This is a genomic window from Streptomyces sp. NPDC051207 (genome assembly GCF_040682395.1).
Classification (GTDB): Bacteria; Actinomycetota; Actinomycetes; order Streptomycetales; family Streptomycetaceae; genus Streptomyces.
Genome location: NZ_JBFBAX010000007.1, coordinates 32,490 through 51,305, shown reverse-complemented (window position 1 = coordinate 51,305; position 18,816 = coordinate 32,490). Strand labels below are relative to the sequence as shown.

Below are 18,816 nucleotides of genomic sequence, written 5' to 3'. Positions count from 1 at the left end.
AGCGCCTTCGCTAGGAGGAGATCCATGGGCACTAACCGATCGATGCGCACCAAGGCGGTGGCGGTGGTCGCCGCCGTCGGGGCGCTCTCGCTGGTCGCCGGCTGCAGCAGCGGCGACGACTCGGTGACGGGCGGCGGCAAGAAGGACGGCAAGGTCGTCATCACCATGGGCATGTACGGGGTGATGGGCTTCAAGGAGACCGGCCTGCTCGAGCAGTACGAGAAGGAGAACCCCGGCGTCGACATCAAGGCCGAGGTGGCCGGTGACGAGCAGACGTACTACACCGCCCTGCAGACCCGGCTCGCCGCGGGCAAGGGCCTGAAGGACATCCAGGGCATCGAGATCGGCCGGGCCAAGGAGATCGTCGACACCCAGGCCGCGAGGTTCGCCGACTTCTCCGACGTGCCGGGCACCGACCACTTCCTGCCGTGGAAGCAGTCCCAGATCACCACCGAGGACGGCAAGGTGCTGGGCCTGGGTACCGACATCGGCCCGATGGCCGTCTGCTACCGCAAGGACTACTTCGAGAAGGCCGGCCTGCCCACCGACCGCGACGAGGTGGCCAAGCTGTGGGAGGGCGACTGGAAGAAGTACGTCGACGTCGGCCGCACCTTCAAGAAGGACTTCAAGGGCAAGGGCGTGGCCTACATGGACGCGGCCAGCGGCCTGTTCAACGCGATGGTCTACGGCTACCCCGAGCAGTACTACAACGAGAACGGCGACCTGATCTACGACAAGAACCCGGCCGTGAAGGAGGCCTGGAACCTCGCCGCGGACGCCGCCGAGAACGACCTGAGCGCCAAGCTCCGCCAGTTCCAGCCGGGCTGGGACCCCGGACTGGCCAACGGCACCTTCGCCACCGCCGTCTGCCCGGCCTGGATGCTCGGCCACATCGGTGAGAAGGCCGGTGAGAAGAACAAGGGCAAGTGGGACGTCGCCAAGGCCCCCAAGGGCGCCAACTGGGGCGGCTCCTTCCTCGGCGTGGTCGAGAACAGCCCGGTGAAGGAAGAGGCGAAGAAGCTCGTCGCGTGGCTGACCGCGCCGGAGCAGCAGGCCCACATCTTCAAGAAGCAGGGCAGCGTCCCGTCCTCGCAGAAGGCGCTGGAGATGCCCGACGTCAAGAACGTCACCTCGGAGTACTTCAACGGCGCCCCCATCGGCCAGATCTTCGGTGCGGCGGCGCAGGACATACCGGACAAGCAGGTCCTCGGCCGCAAGGACGGCACGATCAAGGACACCTTCTCCCAGGGCCTGACCCTGATCGAGCAGCAGGGCGCCTCGCGCGACGAGGCGTGGAAGACCACCGCCGAGCGCATCGAGAAGGCCGTCGGCTGACCTTCGCCCCTCGGTTCCCCGGGCCCGCGCACCTGCGGCGGGCCCGGGGCCCGGCTCACGCATCTGCTCTCAGGAAGGAAGTCCGGTGGCCATCTCCACCACCAAGGCCCAGGCCGGCGCAGGGCCCGGCGGCCCGCCCCCGGGACCGGCAGGCGACGGCGCCGGCCGGCGGCGCGGCGCGCTGCTGCACCGGCTGGACGTCAAGGGCGCACCCTACGCGTTCGTCGCCCCGTTCTTCGTCGTGTTCGCCGCGTTCAGCTTCTACCCCCTCGTCTACACGTCCTGGATCTCCCTGCACCGGGTGGAACTGGCCACCCTCGACGTCATGGAGTGGGTGGCGCTCGACAACTACGTCGAGCTGTGGAACGACTCGCGGTTCTGGAACGCTCTGCTCAACACCGTCACCATCGGCGTGCTGTCCACGGTCCCCCAGCTGCTGATGGCGCTGGGCCTGGCGCACCTGCTCAACTACCGGATGCGCGGCTCGCTGTTCTTCCGCGTCGCCTCACTCGTGCCGTACGCCACGTCGGTGGGCGCCGCCGCCCTGGTGTTCACCATGCTCTTCGAGCGCGACTTCGGCATGATCAACTGGGCGCTCGGCGTGGTCGGCGTGGACCCGGTGAACTGGGAGGCCGACAAGTGGCCCGCCCAGGCCGCCATCTCCACCATCGTCATCTGGCGCTGGACCGGCTACAACGCCCTGCTGTACCTGGCCGCCATGCAGGCCATCCCCGCCGACCGGTACGAGGCCGCCGCCATCGACGGCGCGTCCCGCTGGAAGCAGTTCACCCACGTCACCGTGCCGGGGATCCGCTCCACCATCGTCTTCACCATCGTGCTCTCCACGATCGGCGCGACCCAGCTGTTCGGCGAACCGCTGATCTTCGGGCAGGGCCCCAACGGCATCTCGGGCGGCGCGGACAACCAGTACCAGACGCTGGGCCTGCTGCTGTACGAGGAGGGCTGGAAGAACTACCAGATGGGCCGCTCGGCGACGGTCGCCTGGGCGATGTTCCTGCTGCTCGTCCTCGTCTTCGTGGCCCAGCGCCTGATCAGGCGCCTGCGCTCCCGTACGTCCTGACCAGGAGTCCGCAATGACCACCGAAAGCTTCCCGGTCCGGACGAACGCACCGGCCCGGCCCTCCTCCGGGCGGCACGCCGCGCGCGGTCGCCTCCGGCTGTTCGTCCCGCGCGCCGGACGCCAGCACCACGCGGGCCCGCTCGCCTACGTCCTGCTCGCCATCACGGCGATCCTGTCGATCTTCCCGCTGTACTGGACGATGGTGGCGGCCTCGACGGACAACACCCGCGTCAGCGAGACGCCGCCGCCGTTCCTGCCCGGCCCGAACCTCTTCAGCAACCTCGCCCGCGCCTGGGACGAGGCGGCGATGGGCAAGGCCATGATCAACAGCACGATCGTGGCCGGTGTCATCGCGCTGTCCACGGTGATGTTCGCGACGCTGGCCGGTTTCGCCTTCGCCAAGCTGCGGTTCAAGGGCCGCAACGTGCTGCTGATGCTGGTGATCGGCACGATGATGGTGCCGCCGCAGCTCGGTGTCGTCCCGCTGTTCATGATGATGTCCGAGCTGGGCTGGTCGCAGCAGCTGCCCGCCGTGATCTTCCCGACCCTGGTGAGCGCGGTCGGCGTGTTCTTCATGCGGCAGTACCTGTCGGAGGCGCTGCCGGACGAGCTGGTCGAGGCCGGACGGGTGGACGGCGCGCACTCGCTGCGCATCTTCTGGAGCATCGTGCTGCCGGTCGCGCGGCCCGCGATGGCGGTGCTGTTCATGATCACGTTCGTGCACGCCTGGAACGACTTCTTCTGGCCCTTCGTGGTGCTCGACATGACCAACCCGACGGTCCCCGTCGCCCTCACCCAGCTCAGCGCCGGCTACGTCCGCGACCAGTCGCTGATCATGGCGGGCGCGCTGCTCGGCACGCTGCCGCTGCTGGTGATGTTCATCATCTTCGGCCGCCAGATCGTCAGCGGCATCATGGCGGGCGCCGTCAAGGGCTGACCCCCGGCCCCTCGGGCCACTCGCATCCCCCCCCGTGCCCCTTCCCGAAAGGATCCCCGTGGTCCCCGCAGCAGAGCAGACCGCAACCCCCGACGCCGCCCGCACCTTCCCGGAGGGCTTCCTCTGGGGCTCGGCGACCGCCTCGTACCAGATCGAGGGGGCGGCCGCAGAGGACGGCCGGACGCCCTCCATCTGGGACACCTACGCCCGCACCCCCGGACGGGTCCGCAACGGCGACACCGGCGACATCGCCACCGACCACTACCACCGCTGGCGCGAGGACGTCGCCCTCATGGCCGACCTGGGCCTCGGCGCCTACCGCTTCTCCCTGGCCTGGCCCCGCATCCAGCCCACCGGGCGGGGCCCCGCCGTGCAGAAGGGCCTGGACTTCTACCGCCGCCTGGCCGACGAACTCCTCGACAAGGGCATCCAGCCCGTCGCCACGCTCTACCACTGGGACCTGCCGCAGGAGCTGGAGGACGCGGGCGGCTGGCCCGAGCGCGCCACCGCCGAGCGGTTCGCCGAGTACGCGGCCCTCGCGGCGGACGCCCTCGGCGACCGGGTGAAGACCTGGACCACCCTGAACGAGCCCTGGTGCAGCGCCTTCCTCGGCTACGGCTCCGGCGTGCACGCCCCCGGCCGCACCGACCCGGTCGCCGCGCTGCGCGCCGCCCACCACCTGAACCTGGCCCACGGCCTGGCCGTTCAGGCGCTGCGCGACCGCATCCCCGCCGACGCCCAGTGCTCGGTCACGCTCAACATCCACCACGTACGGCCGCTCACCGGCCGCGAGGCCGACAGGGACGCGGCCCGCCGGATCGACGCGCTGGCCAACCGGGTCTTCACCGGGCCGATGCTCCAGGGCGCCTACCCGGAGGACCTGTTCAAGGACACCGCCGGGCTGACCGACTGGTCCTTCGTCCGCGACGGCGACGTCCGGCAGATCCACCAGCCGCTGGACTTCCTCGGCGTCAACTACTACACGCCCACCCTGGTCTCCGAGACCGACGGCAGCGGCACCCACACCTCGGACGGCCACGGCAGGAGCACCCACAGCCCCTGGCCGGCGGCCGACCGGGTCGCGTTCCACCAGCCGCCCGGCGAGACCACCGCGATGGGCTGGGCCGTCGACCCGTCCGGCCTGTACGACCTGCTGCGGCGGCTGGCGTCCGACTTCCCCCGACTGCCGCTGGTCATCACCGAGAACGGCGCCGCCTTCCACGACTACGCCGACCCCGAGGGCAACGTCAACGACCCCGAGCGGATCGCCTACGTGCGCGGCCACCTGGCCGCCGTGCACCAGGCCATCCAGGACGGCGCGGACGTCCGCGGCTACTTCCTGTGGTCGCTGCTGGACAACTTCGAGTGGGCGCACGGCTACAGCAAGCGCTTCGGCGCCGTCTACGTCGACTACCCCACCGGCACGCGCATCCCGAAGGCCAGCGCCCGCTGGTACGCCGAGGTGGCCCGCACCGGCGTCCTGCCCGGCGCCTGACCAAGGCCCGGTGCGGCACACCGACGCCGCCCCGCACGGTGCCGCACCGCAGGCCCGCCCCCTCGTCCCGGTTCACCCGGGGCGCGGGGGCGGGCCCGTCCCGTTTCCGGCCCGCCGGTCACTCCCCGGGGTACCGCACCCCGACGAGTTCCCGCACCTTGTCCAGGGTGTCCATGACCGCGAGCGACCCCGCCAGCGGCACCAGCGGCGACTCCGTCAGCCCCGCCCGCAGACAGCGCATCACTTCCCGGGCCTGATGACCGTAGCCGTTGCCGCGCTGCGGCGGGGCGGTCACCGTCTGCGGCTCGTGGCCGTCGCGGTGCAGCACGAAGGAGCGCGGGTTGTAGAAGTCGGCCGGTATCTCGATGCGCCCCGCCGTGCCGTACACCACCGCCCGGCGCTCGTCGTCGGCGAGCAGCGAGCACGTCAGCACGGCCATCGCCCCGTCGGCGTACCCGAGCAGGACACCGGTCTGGGCGTCGACGCCCCGCTCGGACAGCCGCGCGTGGGCGGTGACGCTGTCGGGAACGCCGAGCAGCAGATGCGCGAATGACACCGGGTAGGTGCCCAGATCCAGCAGGGCTCCGCCCCCGGCCGCCGGGTCCCACAGCCGGTGCTCGGGCGGCACGGTCACGCGCCCGCCGAACGAGGCGTGCAGCGCGCGCACCTCACCGATGGCGCCGTCGGCGACCAGATCCGCGACGCGGCGCACGGTGGGATTGACGTACGTCCACATCGCCTCCATCAGGAACAGCCCCTGCTTGTCGGCCAGTTCCACCAGGGCACGGGTCTGCCGCCCGCTCAACGCGAACGGTTTCTCGCACAGCACCGGCTTGCCCGCCTCCAGACAGGCCGTCGCGGCGGCGAGGTGGTGGGCGTGCGGGGTGGCGACGTAGACGACGTCGACCTCCGGGTCGGCGGCCAGCTCCCGCCAGGTGCCGTGCGCACGCGGGATGCCGAACCGCTCGGCGAACCGCCGCGCCCCGTCGGCCGACCGTGACCCGACCGCGGTGACACGCGCCTCCGGCTCCCGCAACAGATCCTCGGTGAAGGCGGCGGCCATCCCACCGGTCGCCAGGATCCCCCAGCGTACGGTCTGTCCACTCACGTCCTGCTCCTTGCGCTCGGGCCCCGGCACGATCTCGGACGTCACTCTATGGGCACGTTCCCACTGGGCGGAGCCGTGTCCGGCATGCGGTCGGGAGGGGTGAGGGCGGGCTTCAGTGAGGGCGGACGCGGAGGGGTGCCGGGTGGGGGCGTCGGCAGAGCCCGCGCTCACACCCGATCGAGTGCCTGGCAGGACAATGCCGCCAATCCGCAGGTAGAAACGGTTCTGCCCGCGTAGCGAGTGGTGGGGCGGGTGGGACTCGAACCCACGGCCGACGGATTATGAGTCCGCTGCTCTAACCGGCTGAGCTACCGCCCCATAGCGGCGTGTCGCGTACATGTGTGCGCGCCGTCTGCCGCAGCATAGCCGCTCATACGATCTCCTGCCTCGACTGGCCCCGGTTGGCCGCGCGCGGCAGGACGCGCACGGTCATGAGGACTGCGCCGCAGGCCCGCGCGGTTCCACCGGACCGGAAAATGAACGGGAGAGCGGACGGGGCGGGCAGGGGGCCGGGCAGGAACCGGGCATGAAAAAGGACCCCGGCGGGGTCCTCGTTCAGCGTGCTCCCCCGACTGGACTCGAACCAGTAACCTGCCGGTTAACAGCCGGCTGCTCTGCCAATTGAGCTACGGAGGACCGAGCTCCCCCGACTGGACTCGAACCAGTAACCTGCCGGTTAACAGCCGGCTGCTCTGCCAATTGAGCTACGGAGGAATGCCTCGTTCTGCATCGAATCGTGCCTGCCTGGGTATTCGCCAGAGGGCGCGCGCTCGCTGCGACACATACATTAGCGCAAGCAGGGGGGTGCTCCGCCAATCGGTACTCCCCGGCGCCGACGCCGTACCGGAGACCTGTGCAAGGGAAGGGTGGCCGCCATGCGTTACCGGCTCACGTTCGTCGCCGGACTCGCTCTGGGATATGTACTGGGCACGAGGGCCGGACGAGAGCGCTACGAACAGCTCATGAAGTCAGCGCGCCAGGTCGCGCAGAACCCCGCCGTCCGCAATACCGCGGAGTCCGCCGCCCAGCAGGGCAAGCACTTCGCGGGCAAGGCGTACCACGTGGTCAGCGACAAGGTCGGTGACCGCATGCCGGAGTCCGTCGCCCAGCGGGTGCGGACCCTGCGCGAGCGTGGTGTGAACGGCACGGGCGGGGACGACTGGGGCACCAGCAACACCTGAGGCCCGCCCCGCGGATCAGGGCCCGGGGCGCGCCCGGCTCACGGGCGCGCCCCGGGCCCTGCCCGCGTGCGGCAGAATTTCGGACATGGGGATAGTCGCCGGGCTGGACAGTGCGCCCGATTTCACTCGCATCGTCGTCTGTGACTCGGACACGGGAGCCGTGCTCCGGCAGGGGTATGCCCCGCATCCGCTGGAGAGCCCGGAGGGCGGGCGGCCCTGCGACGTCGATCCGCAGGCCTGGCTGCTGTCCCTGGGCGAGGCGGCGGGCGGCGGGCTGCTGGAGGGCGTGCAGGCCATCGGTGTGTCCGCGCAGGCCAACGCGGTCGTGCCGCTGGACGCCCAGGGCAGCACCGTGCGGCCCGCGATGGTCGGCGCGGACAAGCGGACGCAGGTCGCCGCCGCCGACCTGGTCGACGCGCTCGGCGGGCGCGAGGCGTGGGCGCAGGCCGTGGGCTGTGTGCCGCAGGCGCCGCAGCCGGTGACCAAGCTGCGCTGGCTCGCCCGGACCGAGCCCGACAACGCCCGGCGCACGGCCGCGCTGCTCCAGGCGCACGACTGGCTGGTGTGGCAGCTGCTCGGGCGGCCGGCGCGCCGGACCACGGACCGGGGCGGCGCCTCCGGGACGGGCTACTGGTCGGCGGCGACCGGCGCCTACCGCCCCGATCTGGTCGAGCTGGCGCTCGGCCACCAGGCGGTGCTGCCGGAGGTGATCGGTCCGGCCGACGCCGCCGGTACGACGCCGGAGGGGTTGCTGATCTCCGCCGGGACCGGTGACACGCAGGCCGCCGCGTTCGGCCTGGGGATCGGGCTCGGTGACGCGGTGGTGTCGCTCGGGGCGTCCGGGTCGGTGATGGCCGTGCATCCGGAGGCGCTGGTCGACCAGCACGGGATGATCACCTCCCTCGCGGACGCGACCGGCATGCACCTGCCGGTCGTCACCACCCTGAACGCCGTACGGACCCTGCGCGGCACCGCCGAGCTGCTCGGGGTGCCCGATCTGGAGGGCTTGTCCGAGCTGGCGATGAAGTCGACGCCGGGCGCGCACGGGCTGGTGCTGCTGCCCTATCTGGAGGGCGAGCGGACCCCGCAGCTGCCGCACACCGCCGGCACGCTGACGGGGCTCAGGCGCGAGTCGATGCGACCGGAGCACCTGGCACGGGCCGCGTTCGAGGGGATGCTGTGCGGGCTGGCGGACGCCCTGGACGTGCTGCGCGGCCGGGGCGTGGCGGTGCGGCGGATCTTCCTGCTGGGCGCGGCGGCCGAGCTGCCCGCGGTGCAGGCGGCGGCGCCGTCGCTGTTCGGGGCGCAGGTCGTGGTGGTGCAGCCCGCCGACTACGCGGCGCTCGGCGCGGCGCGGCAGGCGGCCTGGGCGCTCGGCGTCTCGCAGGGTGCCCTCGACCCGCGCACCCCGCCGGTCTGGCAGGGACCGGTCGCGCAGGTGCTGGAGCCGGGCGAGGAGCTGGCGGTGGGCCAGGCGGTGCGCCGGCAGTTCGTGTCGGTGCGGGAGCAGACGCACCCCGGGGCGTTCGGGTAGGCGGGAGCAGACGCACTCCGGGGCGTTGGGGTAAGCAGGGCCGGACGCGCCCCGGGGGTGCCCGGGTAAGCAGGGTCGGACGCAGCCCGGGGCGCACGAGTAGGCGGAGGCAGACGCACCCCCGGGGGGCGTTCGGGGCCGCCGTCGCGTCACGGCGCGTGACCCGCCTGTTGGGTTAATCGGTTGAGGTAACGCAGGGGGAGTGCCCGACGATAGGGGCCAGGGGCAACCATCCGGCCCCTTTTCGCCGACTCCGAGAGACGCACGCGTGCTCATACGACTCCTGCGGGCCTGCCTCAGGCCGTACCGACCACACATGGCTGCCGTAGTGCTGCTGCAGTTGCTGCAGACCTGCGCCACCCTCTACCTGCCCACGCTCAACGCGGACATCATCGACAACGGTGTCGTGAAGGGCGACACCGGCTACATCATCGGCCACGGCGCCCTGATGATCGCCATCTCGCTGGCGCAGGTGGTGTGCAACATCGGTGCCGTGTACTACGGCGCCCGCACCGCCGCCGCGGTCGGCCGGGACCTGCGGGCGGCCGTCTTCGACCGGGTGCAGTCGTTCTCCGCCCGTGAGGTCGGCCACTTCGGGGCGCCCTCGCTGATCACCCGTACGACGAACGACGTGCAGCAGATCCAGATGCTGGCGCTGATGACGTTCACGCTGATGGTGTCGGCGCCGATCATGTGCGTCGGCGGCATCGTGCTGGCGCTGGGCCTGGACGTGCCGCTGTCCGGGGTGCTGGTGGCGGTGGTGCCGGTGCTGGGCATCTGCGTGACGCTGATCGTGCGGCGGCTGCGCCCGCTGTTCCGGGCCATGCAGGAGCGGCTGGACACGGTGAACCGGGTGCTGCGCGAGCAGATCACCGGCAACCGCGTGATCCGCGCCTTCGTCCGGGACACCTACGAGGAGCAGCGCTTCCGGCGGGCCAACAGCGAGCTGACCGAGATGTCGCTGGGCACCGGGAACCTGCTCGCGCTGATGTTCCCGATCGTGATGACGGTGGTGAACCTGTCGTCGATCGCGGTGGTGTGGTTCGGGGCCCACCGCATCGACAGCGGCGGGATGCAGATCGGTGATCTGACCGCGTTCCTCGCCTATCTGATGCAGATCGTGATGTCCGTGATGATGGCCACCTTCATGTTCATGATGGTGCCGCGCGCGGAGGTGTGCGCCGAGCGCGTGCAGGAGGTGCTGGACACCTCCTCCAGCGTGGTGCCCCCGGCGGCGCCCGTCACCGAGCTGCGCCGGCACGGCCATCTGGAGATCCGCGGGGCCGGTTTCCGCTATCCGGGTGCCGAGGAGCCGGTCCTCAGGAACGTCGACCTGGTGGCGCGGCCCGGTGAGACGACCGCCGTCATCGGCTCGACCGGCAGCGGCAAGTCGACGCTGCTGGGGCTGGTGCCCCGGCTGTTCGACGCGACCGAGGGCGAGGTACTGGTCGACGGGGTGGACGTGTCGGCCGTCGAGCCGAAGCTGCTGGCGAGGACCGTGGGCCTGGTGCCGCAGAAGCCGTACCTGTTCGCGGGCACCGTGGCGACCAACCTGCGGTACGGCAATCCGGACGCCACCGACGAGGAGCTGTGGCACGCGCTGGAGGTGGCGCAGGCCAGGGAGTTCGTGGAGCGCCTCGAGGGCGGTCTGGACGCGCCGGTCGCGCAGGGCGGCACCAACGTCTCCGGCGGCCAGCGCCAGCGTCTGGCCATCGCCCGCACCCTGGTGCAGCGCCCGGAGATCTACCTCTTCGACGACTCCTTCTCCGCCCTCGACTACGCCACCGACGCGGCCCTGCGCGCGGCGCTGGCCCGGGAGACCGCGGAGGCGACGGTGGTGATCGTGGCCCAGCGGGTGGCGACCATCCGGGACGCCGACCGGATCGTCGTCCTGGACGAGGGCCGGGTCGTCGGCACGGGCCGGCACCACGAGCTGATGGCGGGCAACGAGACCTACCGGGAGATCGTGCTCTCCCAGCTGACGGAAGCGGAGGCTGCCTGATGGCCGGGCCGATGGCGCGGATGATGGCCGGGGGCGGCCCCGATCAGCGCTCGATGAACTTCAAGGAGTCCGGCAGGCGGCTCGTGGGGCACTTCCGGCCGGAGCGGGCCACGATCTGGCTGCTGCTGGCGTGCGTGGTGATCAGCGTCGCCCTCAACGTGGTCGGGCCGAAGATCCTCGGCCGGGCCACCGACCTGGTGTTCGCGGGGATCGTCGGCCGGGACATGCCGGCCGGGGCGAGCAAGGAGCAGGTCCTCGACGCCATGCGGGAGCGCGGCGACGGCGACGTCGCGGACATGCTCCGCAGCACGGACTTCACGCCGGGCGAGGGCATCGACTTCACGGCCGTGGGGAACGTCCTGCTGACCGCGCTGGGCGTGTTCCTCGGCGCCGGTCTGTTGATGGCGGTGGCGACGCGGCTGGTGAACCGGGCCGTGAACCGCACGATGTTCCGGCTGCGCGAGGACGTGCAGACGAAGCTGTCGCGGCTGCCGCTGTCGTACTTCGACAAGCGGCAGCGCGGCGAGGTGCTCAGCCGGGCCACCAACGACATCGACAACATCGGGCAGACCCTCCAGCAGTCGATGGGCCAGCTCATCAACTCGGTGCTGACCATCGTCGGCGTGCTCGCCATGATGTTCTACGTCTCCTGGATCCTGGCGCTGGTCGCGCTGGTGACGGTACCGCTGTCGTTCGTCGTCGCCACGCGCGTCGGCAAGCGGTCGCAGCCGCACTTCGTGCAGCAGTGGCGCTCCACGGGCACGCTGAACGCGCACATCGAGGAGATGTACACCGGGCACGCCCTGGTGAAGGTGTTCGGCCGGCAGGAGGAGTCGGCGCGGCAGTTCGCCGAGCAGAACGAGGCGCTGTACGAGGCCGGGTTCCGTGCGCAGTTCAACAGCGGCATCATGCAGCCGCTGATGATGTTCGTGTCGAACATCAACTACGTGCTCGTCGCGGTCGTCGGCGGGCTGCGGGTCGCCTCGGGCGCGCTGTCCATCGGTGACGTGCAGGCGTTCATCCAGTACTCGCGGCAGTTCTCGATGCCGCTGACGCAGGTCGCGTCGATGGCGAACCTCGTGCAGTCGGGCGTCGCGTCGGCCGAGCGGGTCTTCGAGCTGCTGGACGCCGAGGAGCAGTCGGCCGACCCGGTGCCGGCCGAGAAGCCGGCCGAGCCGCGCGGGCGGGTGGCGCTGGAGCACGTGTCGTTCCGGTACGACCCCGACAGGCCGCTCATCGAGGATGTGACGCTGACCGTCGAGCCGGGGCAGACCGTCGCCGTCGTCGGGCCGACCGGCGCGGGCAAGACCACGCTCGTCAATCTGCTCATGCGGTTCTACGAGGTGTCCGGCGGGCGCATCACCCTCGACGGCGTCGACATCGCGCGGATGTCCCGGGACGACCTGCGGGCCGGGATCGGCATGGTGCTCCAGGACACCTGGCTGTTCGGCGGCACCATCGCGGAGAACATCGCGTACGGCGCCTCCCGCGAGGTCACGCGCGGGGAGATCGAGGAGGCGGCGCGGGCCGCGCACGCCGACCGGTTCGTGCGGACGCTGCCCGACGGGTACGACACCGTGATAGACGACGAGGGCAGCGGGGTCAGCGCGGGCGAGAAGCAGCTCATCACCATCGCGCGGGCGTTCCTGTCCGACCCGGTGATCCTGGTGCTGGACGAGGCGACGAGTTCCGTGGACACCCGGACCGAGGTGCTCATCCAGAAGGCGATGGCGAAGCTGGCGCACGGGCGGACGTCGTTCGTGATCGCGCACCGGCTGTCGACGATCCGGGACGCGGACACGATCCTCGTGATGGAGGACGGGGCGATCGTGGAGCAGGGCGCGCATGCCGAGCTGCTGGACGCGGGCGGGGCCTACGCGCGGCTGTACCGGGCGCAGTTCGCGCAGGCCGTGGCCGAGGTGGACTGAGGCGCGGCCCGGCGCCGGGGTGCCGCCGCGGCGGCGGGTGCGGCGGCACCCCGGGGCTCAGTCCAGGTAGCCCCTGAGCTGGTCCGCGTAGGCGTGGTCGCGGAGTTTGTTCAGGGTCTTGGACTCGATCTGGCGGATGCGTTCCCTGGTCACCCCGAACAGGCGCCCTATCTCCTCCAGGGTGCGGGGGCGGCCGTCGGCGAGGCCGTAGCGGAGCTGGACCACCTTGCGTTCGCGTTCGCCGAGCGTGGACAGCACCGCCTCCAGGTGTTCGCGCAGCAGCAGGAACGCGGCCGACTCGACGGGGCTCGCGGCGTCGCCGTCCTCGATGAGGTCGCCGAGCGCCACGTCGTCCTCCTCGCCGACCGGGGCGTGCAGCGAGACCGGTTCCTGGGCGAGGCGCAGGACCTCGCCGACCCGCTCGGGCGGCAGGTCGAGGTGCGCGGCGACCTCCTCCGGGGTGGGTTCGCGGCCGCGTTCCTGGAGCATGCGGCGCTGGACGCGGACGACACGGTTGATCAGTTCGACGACGTGGACCGGGACGCGGATGGTGCGGGCCTGGTCGGCGAGGGCGCGGGACATGGCCTGCCGGATCCACCAGGTGGCGTACGTGGAGAACTTGTAGCCGCGCGCGTAGTCGAACTTCTCGACGGCCCTGATCAGGCCGAGGTTGCCCTCCTGCACCAGGTCGAGCATGGTCAGGCCGCGGCCGACGTAGCGCTTGGCGACGGAGACCACGAGGCGCAGGTTGGCCTCGATGAGGCGGCGCTTGGCCATGCGGCCCATGACGACGAGCCTGTCGAGGTCGTCCGCGAGCCGACTGTCGAGGTCGGGGGCGAGCCGCAGCCGCTCCTCGGCGAAGAGTCCGGCCTCCACCCGGCGGGCGAGTTCGACTTCCTCGGCCGCGGTGAGCAGGGGGATGCGGCCGATCTCGCGCAGGTACTGGCGGAACAGGTCCGACGAGGGGCCGCCGGTCTCGGGGCGGGCGGGCGGTGGTTCGGCGGTCTCGGGGTGGAGCGCGGCACGGGTCTGCGCGGGCACGAGGACGTCGGGCTCCGCGTCGGGTTCTTCCGCGCCGAGGGCGCTGCTGGTGTCGGCGGTCAGGGTCCGGGTCTGCACGGGGGCGACCTCCAGGATGATCGCTGCCAAGGGGGGCGGCAGCGGTACTTCGGGGCGGAGTCGGCGGCCTCGCCGCTGTCCGTCCCGTACGCGATGAGCGGAACAGCGGGATCGTCGGGACCGTGGGGGACGGACCGGCCGCGCTCCGAGGACTCAGGCACCGGACCCAGTGTGGAGTACGACACACAGCTGCCACGAGGGGCTTGCGAGCACTTTTTGAGTCCGGTGCGTGACCGACCGGTTACCCAGGCGGGAAATTCAGGGCTCGGTACGGGCTTGAGCCGCGGGCGTCAGTGCCGCGCGCGGTTCACAGCGCGGCGGCGCCCTGTTCCCGCAGGGCCTGGTCGTACTTCTGCAGGACCCACAGCTCGTTCTGCACGGCGGCGAGCTGGGCCGCGTCGCCGCTGCTGCCGAGGCGGGTCAGCCGGCCCGTGATGTCGCGGATGCGGCGCTCGACCGCCCGGCGGCGCACGGTGACCAACTGGGCGCCCGCGTAGGTCTCGTCGACCTCCTTCATGCCGCGGTGCAGCATGATCGCCTCGACGGCGAGTTCGGTGACCATGGCACGCACGGTGTCGTCGGGAGCGGCCTCGCGGACCCGGACCAGATAGTCCTGCGGGTCCTGGGTGCCGGACTCGGCGCCGCCCGCGTCCATGATGGCCTGGCGGACGGCCGCGTACGGTGCGGCGGTGAACTCGTCGACGCCGTACGCGTCGAATGCCGGGGACACCAACTCCGGGCGCTGGAGGGCGAGTTTGAGCAGTTCGCGCTCGGTGGCGTAGACCGGGTTGCGGAGGTTGAGGGCCGGGCCGGGGGCGGTCGCGCGGGGGGCCGCCTCGTACGTCCGGGACGGGTTCCGGCGGTCCGGGGCCGGGCCCTTGCCGCCGCGGTCGCGGGCCCAGCGGGCCAGCTGTGCCACCCGCTTGACGACGAACTGCGTGTCGAGGATGCCGAGCATGCCGGCGAGCTGCACGGCGACCTCGTGCTGGGCGCCGCTGTTCTTGATGCGGGCGACGACCGGGGCTGCCTCGTCCAGCGCCGCCGCCCGGCCGGCCGGGGTGTCCAGGTCGTAGCGGCTCACGATCTGGCGGAGTGCGAACTCGAAGAGGGGCGTGCGGGGTTCGACCAGGTCGGCGACCGCGTCGTCGCCCTTGGCCAGGCGCAGGTCGCAGGGGTCCATGCCGTCCGGGGCGATGGCGATGTACGTCTCGGCGGCGAACTTCTGGTCGTCCTCGAAGGCGCGCAGCGCGGCCTTCTGGCCCGCCGCGTCGCCGTCGAAGGTGAAGATGACGCGCGCCGAGCCGTTGTCCATCAGCAGCCGGCGGAGGATCTTGATGTGGTCGCTGCCGAAGGCCGTGCCGCAGGTGGCGATGGCGGTGGTGACGCCGGCGAGGTGGCAGGCCATGACGTCGGTGTAGCCCTCGACGACGACCGCGCGGGACGCCTTGGCGATGTCCTTCTTGGCGAGGTCGATGCCGTAGAGCACCTGGGACTTGCGGTAGATCGCCGTGTCGGGCGTGTTGAGGTACTTGGGGCCGTTGTCCGCGTCGTACAGCTTGCGGGCGCCGAAGCCGACGACGTCGCCGCCGATGTCGCGGATGGGCCACATCAGCCGGCCGCGGAACCGGTCGATGGGGCCGCGGCGGCCTTCCTGGGCGAGCCCGGAGAGGATCAGCTCCTTGTCGCTGAAGCCCTTGCCGCGCAGGTAGCGGGTGAGGTGGTCCCAGCCCTGGGGGCTGTAGCCGACGCCGAAGTGGACGGCGGCTGCCTGGTCGAAGCCGCGCTCGGCGAGGAAGACCCGGCCGGCCTCGGCCTCCGGGCTGACCGCGAGCTGCTCCGCGTACCACTCGGCGGCGGTCTTGTGGGCCTCGACCAGGCGGATGCGTTCGCCGCGCTGGTGGGAGGGGTTGTACCCGCCCTCCTCGTAGCGCAGGGTGATGCCGGCCTGGCCGGCCAGGCGCTCGACCGCCTCCGAGAAGGTGAGGTGGTCGACCTTCATCACGAACGTGATGGTGTCGCCGCCCTCCTGGCAGCCGAAGCAGTGGAAGAGCCCCTTGCTCGGGCTGACCTGGAAGGACGGCGACTTCTCGTCGTGGAACGGGCACAGCCCCTTGAGGTTGCCGCCGCCCGCGTTGCGCAGCTGGAGGTACTCGGACACCACGGCGTCGATCGGGACCGCGTCCCGTACCGCCTTCACGTCCTCGTCGTTGATCCGTCCGGCCACGCGTGAATTCTACGGGGCGGCACCGACACTCCCCGGACGCGCGCAGCGGCGCCCGGCTATCCGGCGAGGCTCTCCAGCGGCACGTGCGGGGCGGACAGCGCCTCGGTGTCCACCGGGGCGCCGCCGCGGATCAGCCGCTGGATGGGGTCTGTGACGTCCCACACGTTCACGTTCATCCCGGCCAGGACACGGCCCTCCTTCACCCAGAACGCGATGAACTCCCGCTTCCCGGCGTCCCCGCGGATCACCACCTCGTCGTAGGAGCCCGGCGGCGCCCAGCCCGAGTACTCCATGCCCAGGTCGTACTGGTCGGAGAAGAAGTAGGGCACCCGGTCGTACGCGACGTCCTGGCCGAGCATGGCGCGGGCCGCGGCCGGGCCGCCGTTGAGGGCGTTCGCCCAGTGCTCCACGCGCAGCCGGGTGCCGAACAGGCCGTGCGGGAAGGACGCCACGTCGCCCGCGGCGTGGATGTCGGGGTCGGAGGTGCGCAGCCGCTCGTCGACGACGACACCGCCGCCGTGCGCCCGGTCGGCGACCTCCAGGCCCGCGGCCTCCGCGAGCGCGGTCCGCGGGGCCGCGCCGATCGCGGCCAGCACGTCGTGCGCCGGGTGTTCCTCGCCGTCGTCGGTGCGGGCCGCGAGGACCATGCCGTCCTGGCCGACGATCTCCGTGAGCCGCGCCCCGAAGTGGAAGCGGACGCCGTGCTCGCGGTGCAGCTCGGTGAAGACCTCGCCGAGTTCCGGCCCGAGCACGTCGTGCAGCGGTGTCGGGGACGGCTCCACGACCGTCACCTCGGCGCCGTACTCGCGGGCCGCCGCGGCGACCTCCAGGCCGATCCAGCCGCCGCCCGCGATCACCAGGTGCCCGTTGTCCCGGCCGAGGGTGGCCAGGACACGCTTGAGGCGCTCGGCGTGCGCGAGACGGCGCAGGTGGTGGACGCCGGCCAGGCCGGTGCCGGGGATGTCCAGGCGGCGGGGTTCGGCGCCGGTCGCCAGCAACAGCTTGTCGTACTGGACGACCGTGCCGTCCTCACCGAAGCGGACCGTCTTCGCGGCGCGGTCGACGGCGTCGACGGTCTGGCCGAGGTGCAGCTCGATGTCGTGGCGCGCGTACCAGGCGGGCTCGTGCACGAAGACGCTGTCGCGTTCCTCCCTGCCGAGCAGGAAACCCTTCGACAGCGAGGGCCGTTCGTACGGGTGGTCCCGCTCGTCGCAGATCAGTATGACCCGCCCGGTGAAGCCTTCCGCCCGGAGCGTCTCGGCCGCCTTCGCGCCGGCGAGTCCTCCGCCGACGATGACGAACGTCTGATCCGCGTCGACCACTTGATGCCTCCTCGTAACGGTGTCGCCACATGCGAGCGTCCCGCACGCGGCGTGGTGCGGGAAGAGGGAGTGGCCCGATCAGGCCACGCGGGGTCATCTTCCGACCCGGTCGGGGTCACCCGTCCCCCACCGGTGCCCGGACGGGCCCGTCAGCCGGGCGTGCAGCGAGCGGGCCGAGGCGTCGGTGAGGGAGGCGATGTGGTCGACGATCACGCGCTTGCGTGCGCGGTCGTCGGGCGCCCGGTCGAACAGCGCGCGGAACTGCGGGTCCAGGACGTCCGGGGCGCGCGCCGTGAGGGCCTCGGCCACCTCGGCGACGACGACGCGCTGGTCGGCGCGGAGCCGTTCCTGCTCGGCGCGCTGCATGACGTACCGGTCGGCGACCGCCTTCAGCACGGCGCACTCCATGCGGGTCTCGCGCGGCACGACCAGTTCCGCCGTGTACCGGGTGAGCCGCCCGCCGCCGTACGCCGCGCGGGTCGCGCTCTCCGCGGCGAGGCAGAAGCGGCCGATGAGCTGGCTGGTGGCGTCCTTCAGGCGGGCCTGGGCGACGGCCGTGCCGTCGTAGCCGTGCGGCCACCAGGGCTGGTCCTGGAGCCGGTCGAGGGCCTCGGCGAGTTCGGCGGGGTCGGTGCCCGCGGGGACGTAGCGGCCGACGGCGACCGCGAAGACCTCCTGCCGCTCGGGCTCGGCGTGCAGGCAGTTCGGGTCGATGTGCCCGGCGTGCAGGCCGTCCTCCACGTCGTGCACCGAGTACGCCACGTCGTCCGACCAGTCCATGACCTGGGCCTCGAAGCAGACGCGGGTGCCGGGGGCGTTCTCGCGGACCCAGTCGAAGACGGGCCGGTCGTCCTCGTAGACGCCGAATTTCGGGGAGGCCGGGTCGGTGGGGTGGGCGCCGCGCGGCCACGGGTACTTGGTGGCGGCGTCCAGGGCGGCGCGGGTGAGGTTCAGGCCGACGCTGACGCTGTCGCCGGTCGCGGGGTCGGTGACGAACCGTTTGGGCTCCAGGCGGGTGAGCAGGCGCAGCGACTGGGCGTTGCCCTCGAAGCCGCCGCAGTCCGCCGCGAACTCGTTCAGGGCCTGTTCGCCGTTGTGGCCGAAGGGCGGGTGGCCGAGGTCGTGGGAGAGGCAGGCGGCCTCCACCAGGTCGGGGTCGCAGCCGAGGGCGGCGCCGAGCTCGCGGCCGACCTGGGCGCACTCCAGCGAGTGGGTGAGCCTGGTGCGGGGGCTCGCGTCCCACGCCGGGCCCATGGTGCCGGGGGTGACCACCTGGGTCTTGCCGGCGAGGCGGCGCAGGGCGGCGGAGTGCAGGATGCGGGCGCGGTCGCGTTGGAAGGCGGTGCGGCCGGGGCGTTTGTCGGGCTCCGGGGCCCAGCGGGCGGCTGACGCCGGGTCGTAAGCGGGTGGTGCCATGAGGTGACCCTACGGGGCCCGGGGCCCGAGGGGTGGGGGTGGCCCGGTTCGCCGGTGGGTGCGGGTGCTGCGTGGCTCGGCGCGCCCACGCGGCCCAGCCGCATGTCGCACACGGCACCGCGCCCCTGGGTCGG

The 18,816-nt window shown here is 71.9% G+C and carries 13 protein-coding genes and 3 tRNA genes; 8 read left to right on the top strand and 8 right to left on the bottom strand.

Annotated features, from left to right (window positions below; translation table 11 throughout):
- Window positions 1-24: 24 nt before the first annotated feature.
- The 4 genes from AB0M97_RS09590 (at window position 25) to AB0M97_RS09575 (ending at window position 4,848) form a co-directional block, all read left to right on the top strand.
- The gene (locus AB0M97_RS09590) at window positions 25-1,335 is read left to right on the top strand and encodes an ABC transporter substrate-binding protein (protein WP_365960192.1); all 1,311 of its coding nucleotides are present in this window, start codon (window positions 25-27) and stop codon (window positions 1,333-1,335) included.
- 85 nt (window positions 1,336-1,420) lie between these two features.
- Window positions 1,421-2,416, top strand: a complete 996-nt coding sequence (locus AB0M97_RS09585) for a sugar ABC transporter permease (RefSeq protein WP_365960191.1) — start codon at window positions 1,421-1,423, stop codon at window positions 2,414-2,416.
- Between the two features lie 13 nt (window positions 2,417-2,429).
- Window positions 2,430-3,353, top strand: coding sequence for a carbohydrate ABC transporter permease (locus tag AB0M97_RS09580; RefSeq protein ID WP_365960190.1), 924 nt, complete (start codon window positions 2,430-2,432; stop codon window positions 3,351-3,353).
- A 58-nt stretch (window positions 3,354-3,411) separates the two neighbouring features.
- Window positions 3,412-4,848, top strand: a complete 1,437-nt coding sequence (locus AB0M97_RS09575; protein ID WP_365960189.1) for a GH1 family beta-glucosidase — start codon at window positions 3,412-3,414, stop codon at window positions 4,846-4,848.
- Between the two features lie 118 nt (window positions 4,849-4,966).
- Here AB0M97_RS09575 and AB0M97_RS09570 read toward each other — a convergent pair whose 3' ends face one another.
- The 4 genes from AB0M97_RS09570 to AB0M97_RS09555 all read right to left on the bottom strand — a co-directional run bounded on the left by AB0M97_RS09570 (window position 4,967) and on the right by AB0M97_RS09555 (window position 6,670).
- Window positions 4,967-5,956, bottom strand: a complete 990-nt coding sequence (locus AB0M97_RS09570) for a Gfo/Idh/MocA family oxidoreductase (protein WP_365960188.1) — start codon at window positions 5,954-5,956, stop codon at window positions 4,967-4,969.
- Between the two features lie 241 nt (window positions 5,957-6,197).
- Window positions 6,198-6,274, bottom strand: a tRNA-Ile gene (locus AB0M97_RS09565).
- A gap of 245 nt (window positions 6,275-6,519) precedes the next feature.
- Window positions 6,520-6,592 (bottom strand) — tRNA-Asn (locus AB0M97_RS09560).
- Between the two features lie 5 nt (window positions 6,593-6,597).
- Window positions 6,598-6,670: transfer RNA gene (locus AB0M97_RS09555), tRNA-Asn, on the bottom strand.
- Between the two features lie 161 nt (window positions 6,671-6,831).
- Between AB0M97_RS09555 and AB0M97_RS09550 the strand changes: the two genes are divergently transcribed.
- From AB0M97_RS09550 to AB0M97_RS09535, 4 genes are all read left to right on the top strand, one after another.
- Window positions 6,832-7,137, top strand: a complete 306-nt coding sequence (locus tag AB0M97_RS09550; RefSeq protein WP_365960187.1) for a YtxH domain-containing protein — start codon at window positions 6,832-6,834, stop codon at window positions 7,135-7,137.
- An 85-nt stretch (window positions 7,138-7,222) separates the two neighbouring features.
- Window positions 7,223-8,671 (top strand): FGGY family carbohydrate kinase, encoded by a 1,449-nt coding sequence (locus AB0M97_RS09545; protein WP_365960186.1) that lies wholly within the window; start codon window positions 7,223-7,225, stop codon window positions 8,669-8,671.
- Between the two features lie 268 nt (window positions 8,672-8,939).
- Window positions 8,940-10,673 (top strand): ABC transporter ATP-binding protein, encoded by a 1,734-nt coding sequence (locus AB0M97_RS09540; RefSeq protein WP_365960185.1) that lies wholly within the window; start codon window positions 8,940-8,942, stop codon window positions 10,671-10,673.
- A complete protein-coding gene (locus AB0M97_RS09535; protein WP_365960184.1) occupies window positions 10,673-12,601 on the top strand; it encodes an ABC transporter ATP-binding protein in 1,929 nt (642 codons plus the stop codon). Before AB0M97_RS09540 ends, AB0M97_RS09535 begins: the two co-directional genes overlap by 1 nt.
- Before the next feature lie 57 nt (window positions 12,602-12,658).
- On the opposite strand, the gene AB0M97_RS09530 is transcribed toward AB0M97_RS09535, so the two are convergent.
- From AB0M97_RS09530 to AB0M97_RS09515, 4 genes are all read right to left on the bottom strand, one after another.
- Entirely contained in the window at window positions 12,659-13,762 is a 1,104-nt protein-coding gene (locus tag AB0M97_RS09530) for an RNA polymerase sigma factor (RefSeq protein WP_365960352.1), read from the bottom strand.
- A 265-nt stretch (window positions 13,763-14,027) separates the two neighbouring features.
- On the bottom strand, window positions 14,028-15,944 hold the full coding sequence (gene dnaG / locus AB0M97_RS09525; protein WP_365960183.1) for a DNA primase: 1,917 nt from the start codon (window positions 15,942-15,944) through the stop codon (window positions 14,028-14,030).
- Between the two features lie 56 nt (window positions 15,945-16,000).
- Window positions 16,001-17,266, bottom strand: coding sequence for an FAD-dependent oxidoreductase (locus AB0M97_RS09520; RefSeq protein ID WP_365960182.1), 1,266 nt, complete (start codon window positions 17,264-17,266; stop codon window positions 16,001-16,003).
- Window positions 17,267-17,359: 93 nt separating this feature from the next.
- Complete coding sequence (locus AB0M97_RS09515) at window positions 17,360-18,682, bottom strand: deoxyguanosinetriphosphate triphosphohydrolase (RefSeq protein WP_365960181.1); 1,323 nt, start codon at window positions 18,680-18,682, stop codon at window positions 17,360-17,362.
- Window positions 18,683-18,816: the final 134 nt, after the last annotated feature.

Coding starts and splice junctions, on each gene's coding strand:
- AB0M97_RS09590 (WP_365960192.1), top strand. CDS start 25: ATGGGCACTAACCGATCGATGCGCACCAAGGCGGTGGCGGTGGTCGCC.
- AB0M97_RS09580 (WP_365960190.1), top strand. CDS start 2,430: ATGACCACCGAAAGCTTCCCGGTCCGGACGAACGCACCGGCCCGGCCC.
- AB0M97_RS09550 (WP_365960187.1), top strand. CDS start 6,832: ATGCGTTACCGGCTCACGTTCGTCGCCGGACTCGCTCTGGGATATGTA.
- AB0M97_RS09545 (WP_365960186.1), top strand. CDS start 7,223: ATGGGGATAGTCGCCGGGCTGGACAGTGCGCCCGATTTCACTCGCATC.
- AB0M97_RS09535 (WP_365960184.1), top strand. CDS start 10,673: ATGGCCGGGCCGATGGCGCGGATGATGGCCGGGGGCGGCCCCGATCAG.
- AB0M97_RS09515 (WP_365960181.1), bottom strand. CDS start 18,682: ATGGCACCACCCGCTTACGACCCGGCGTCAGCCGCCCGCTGGGCCCCG.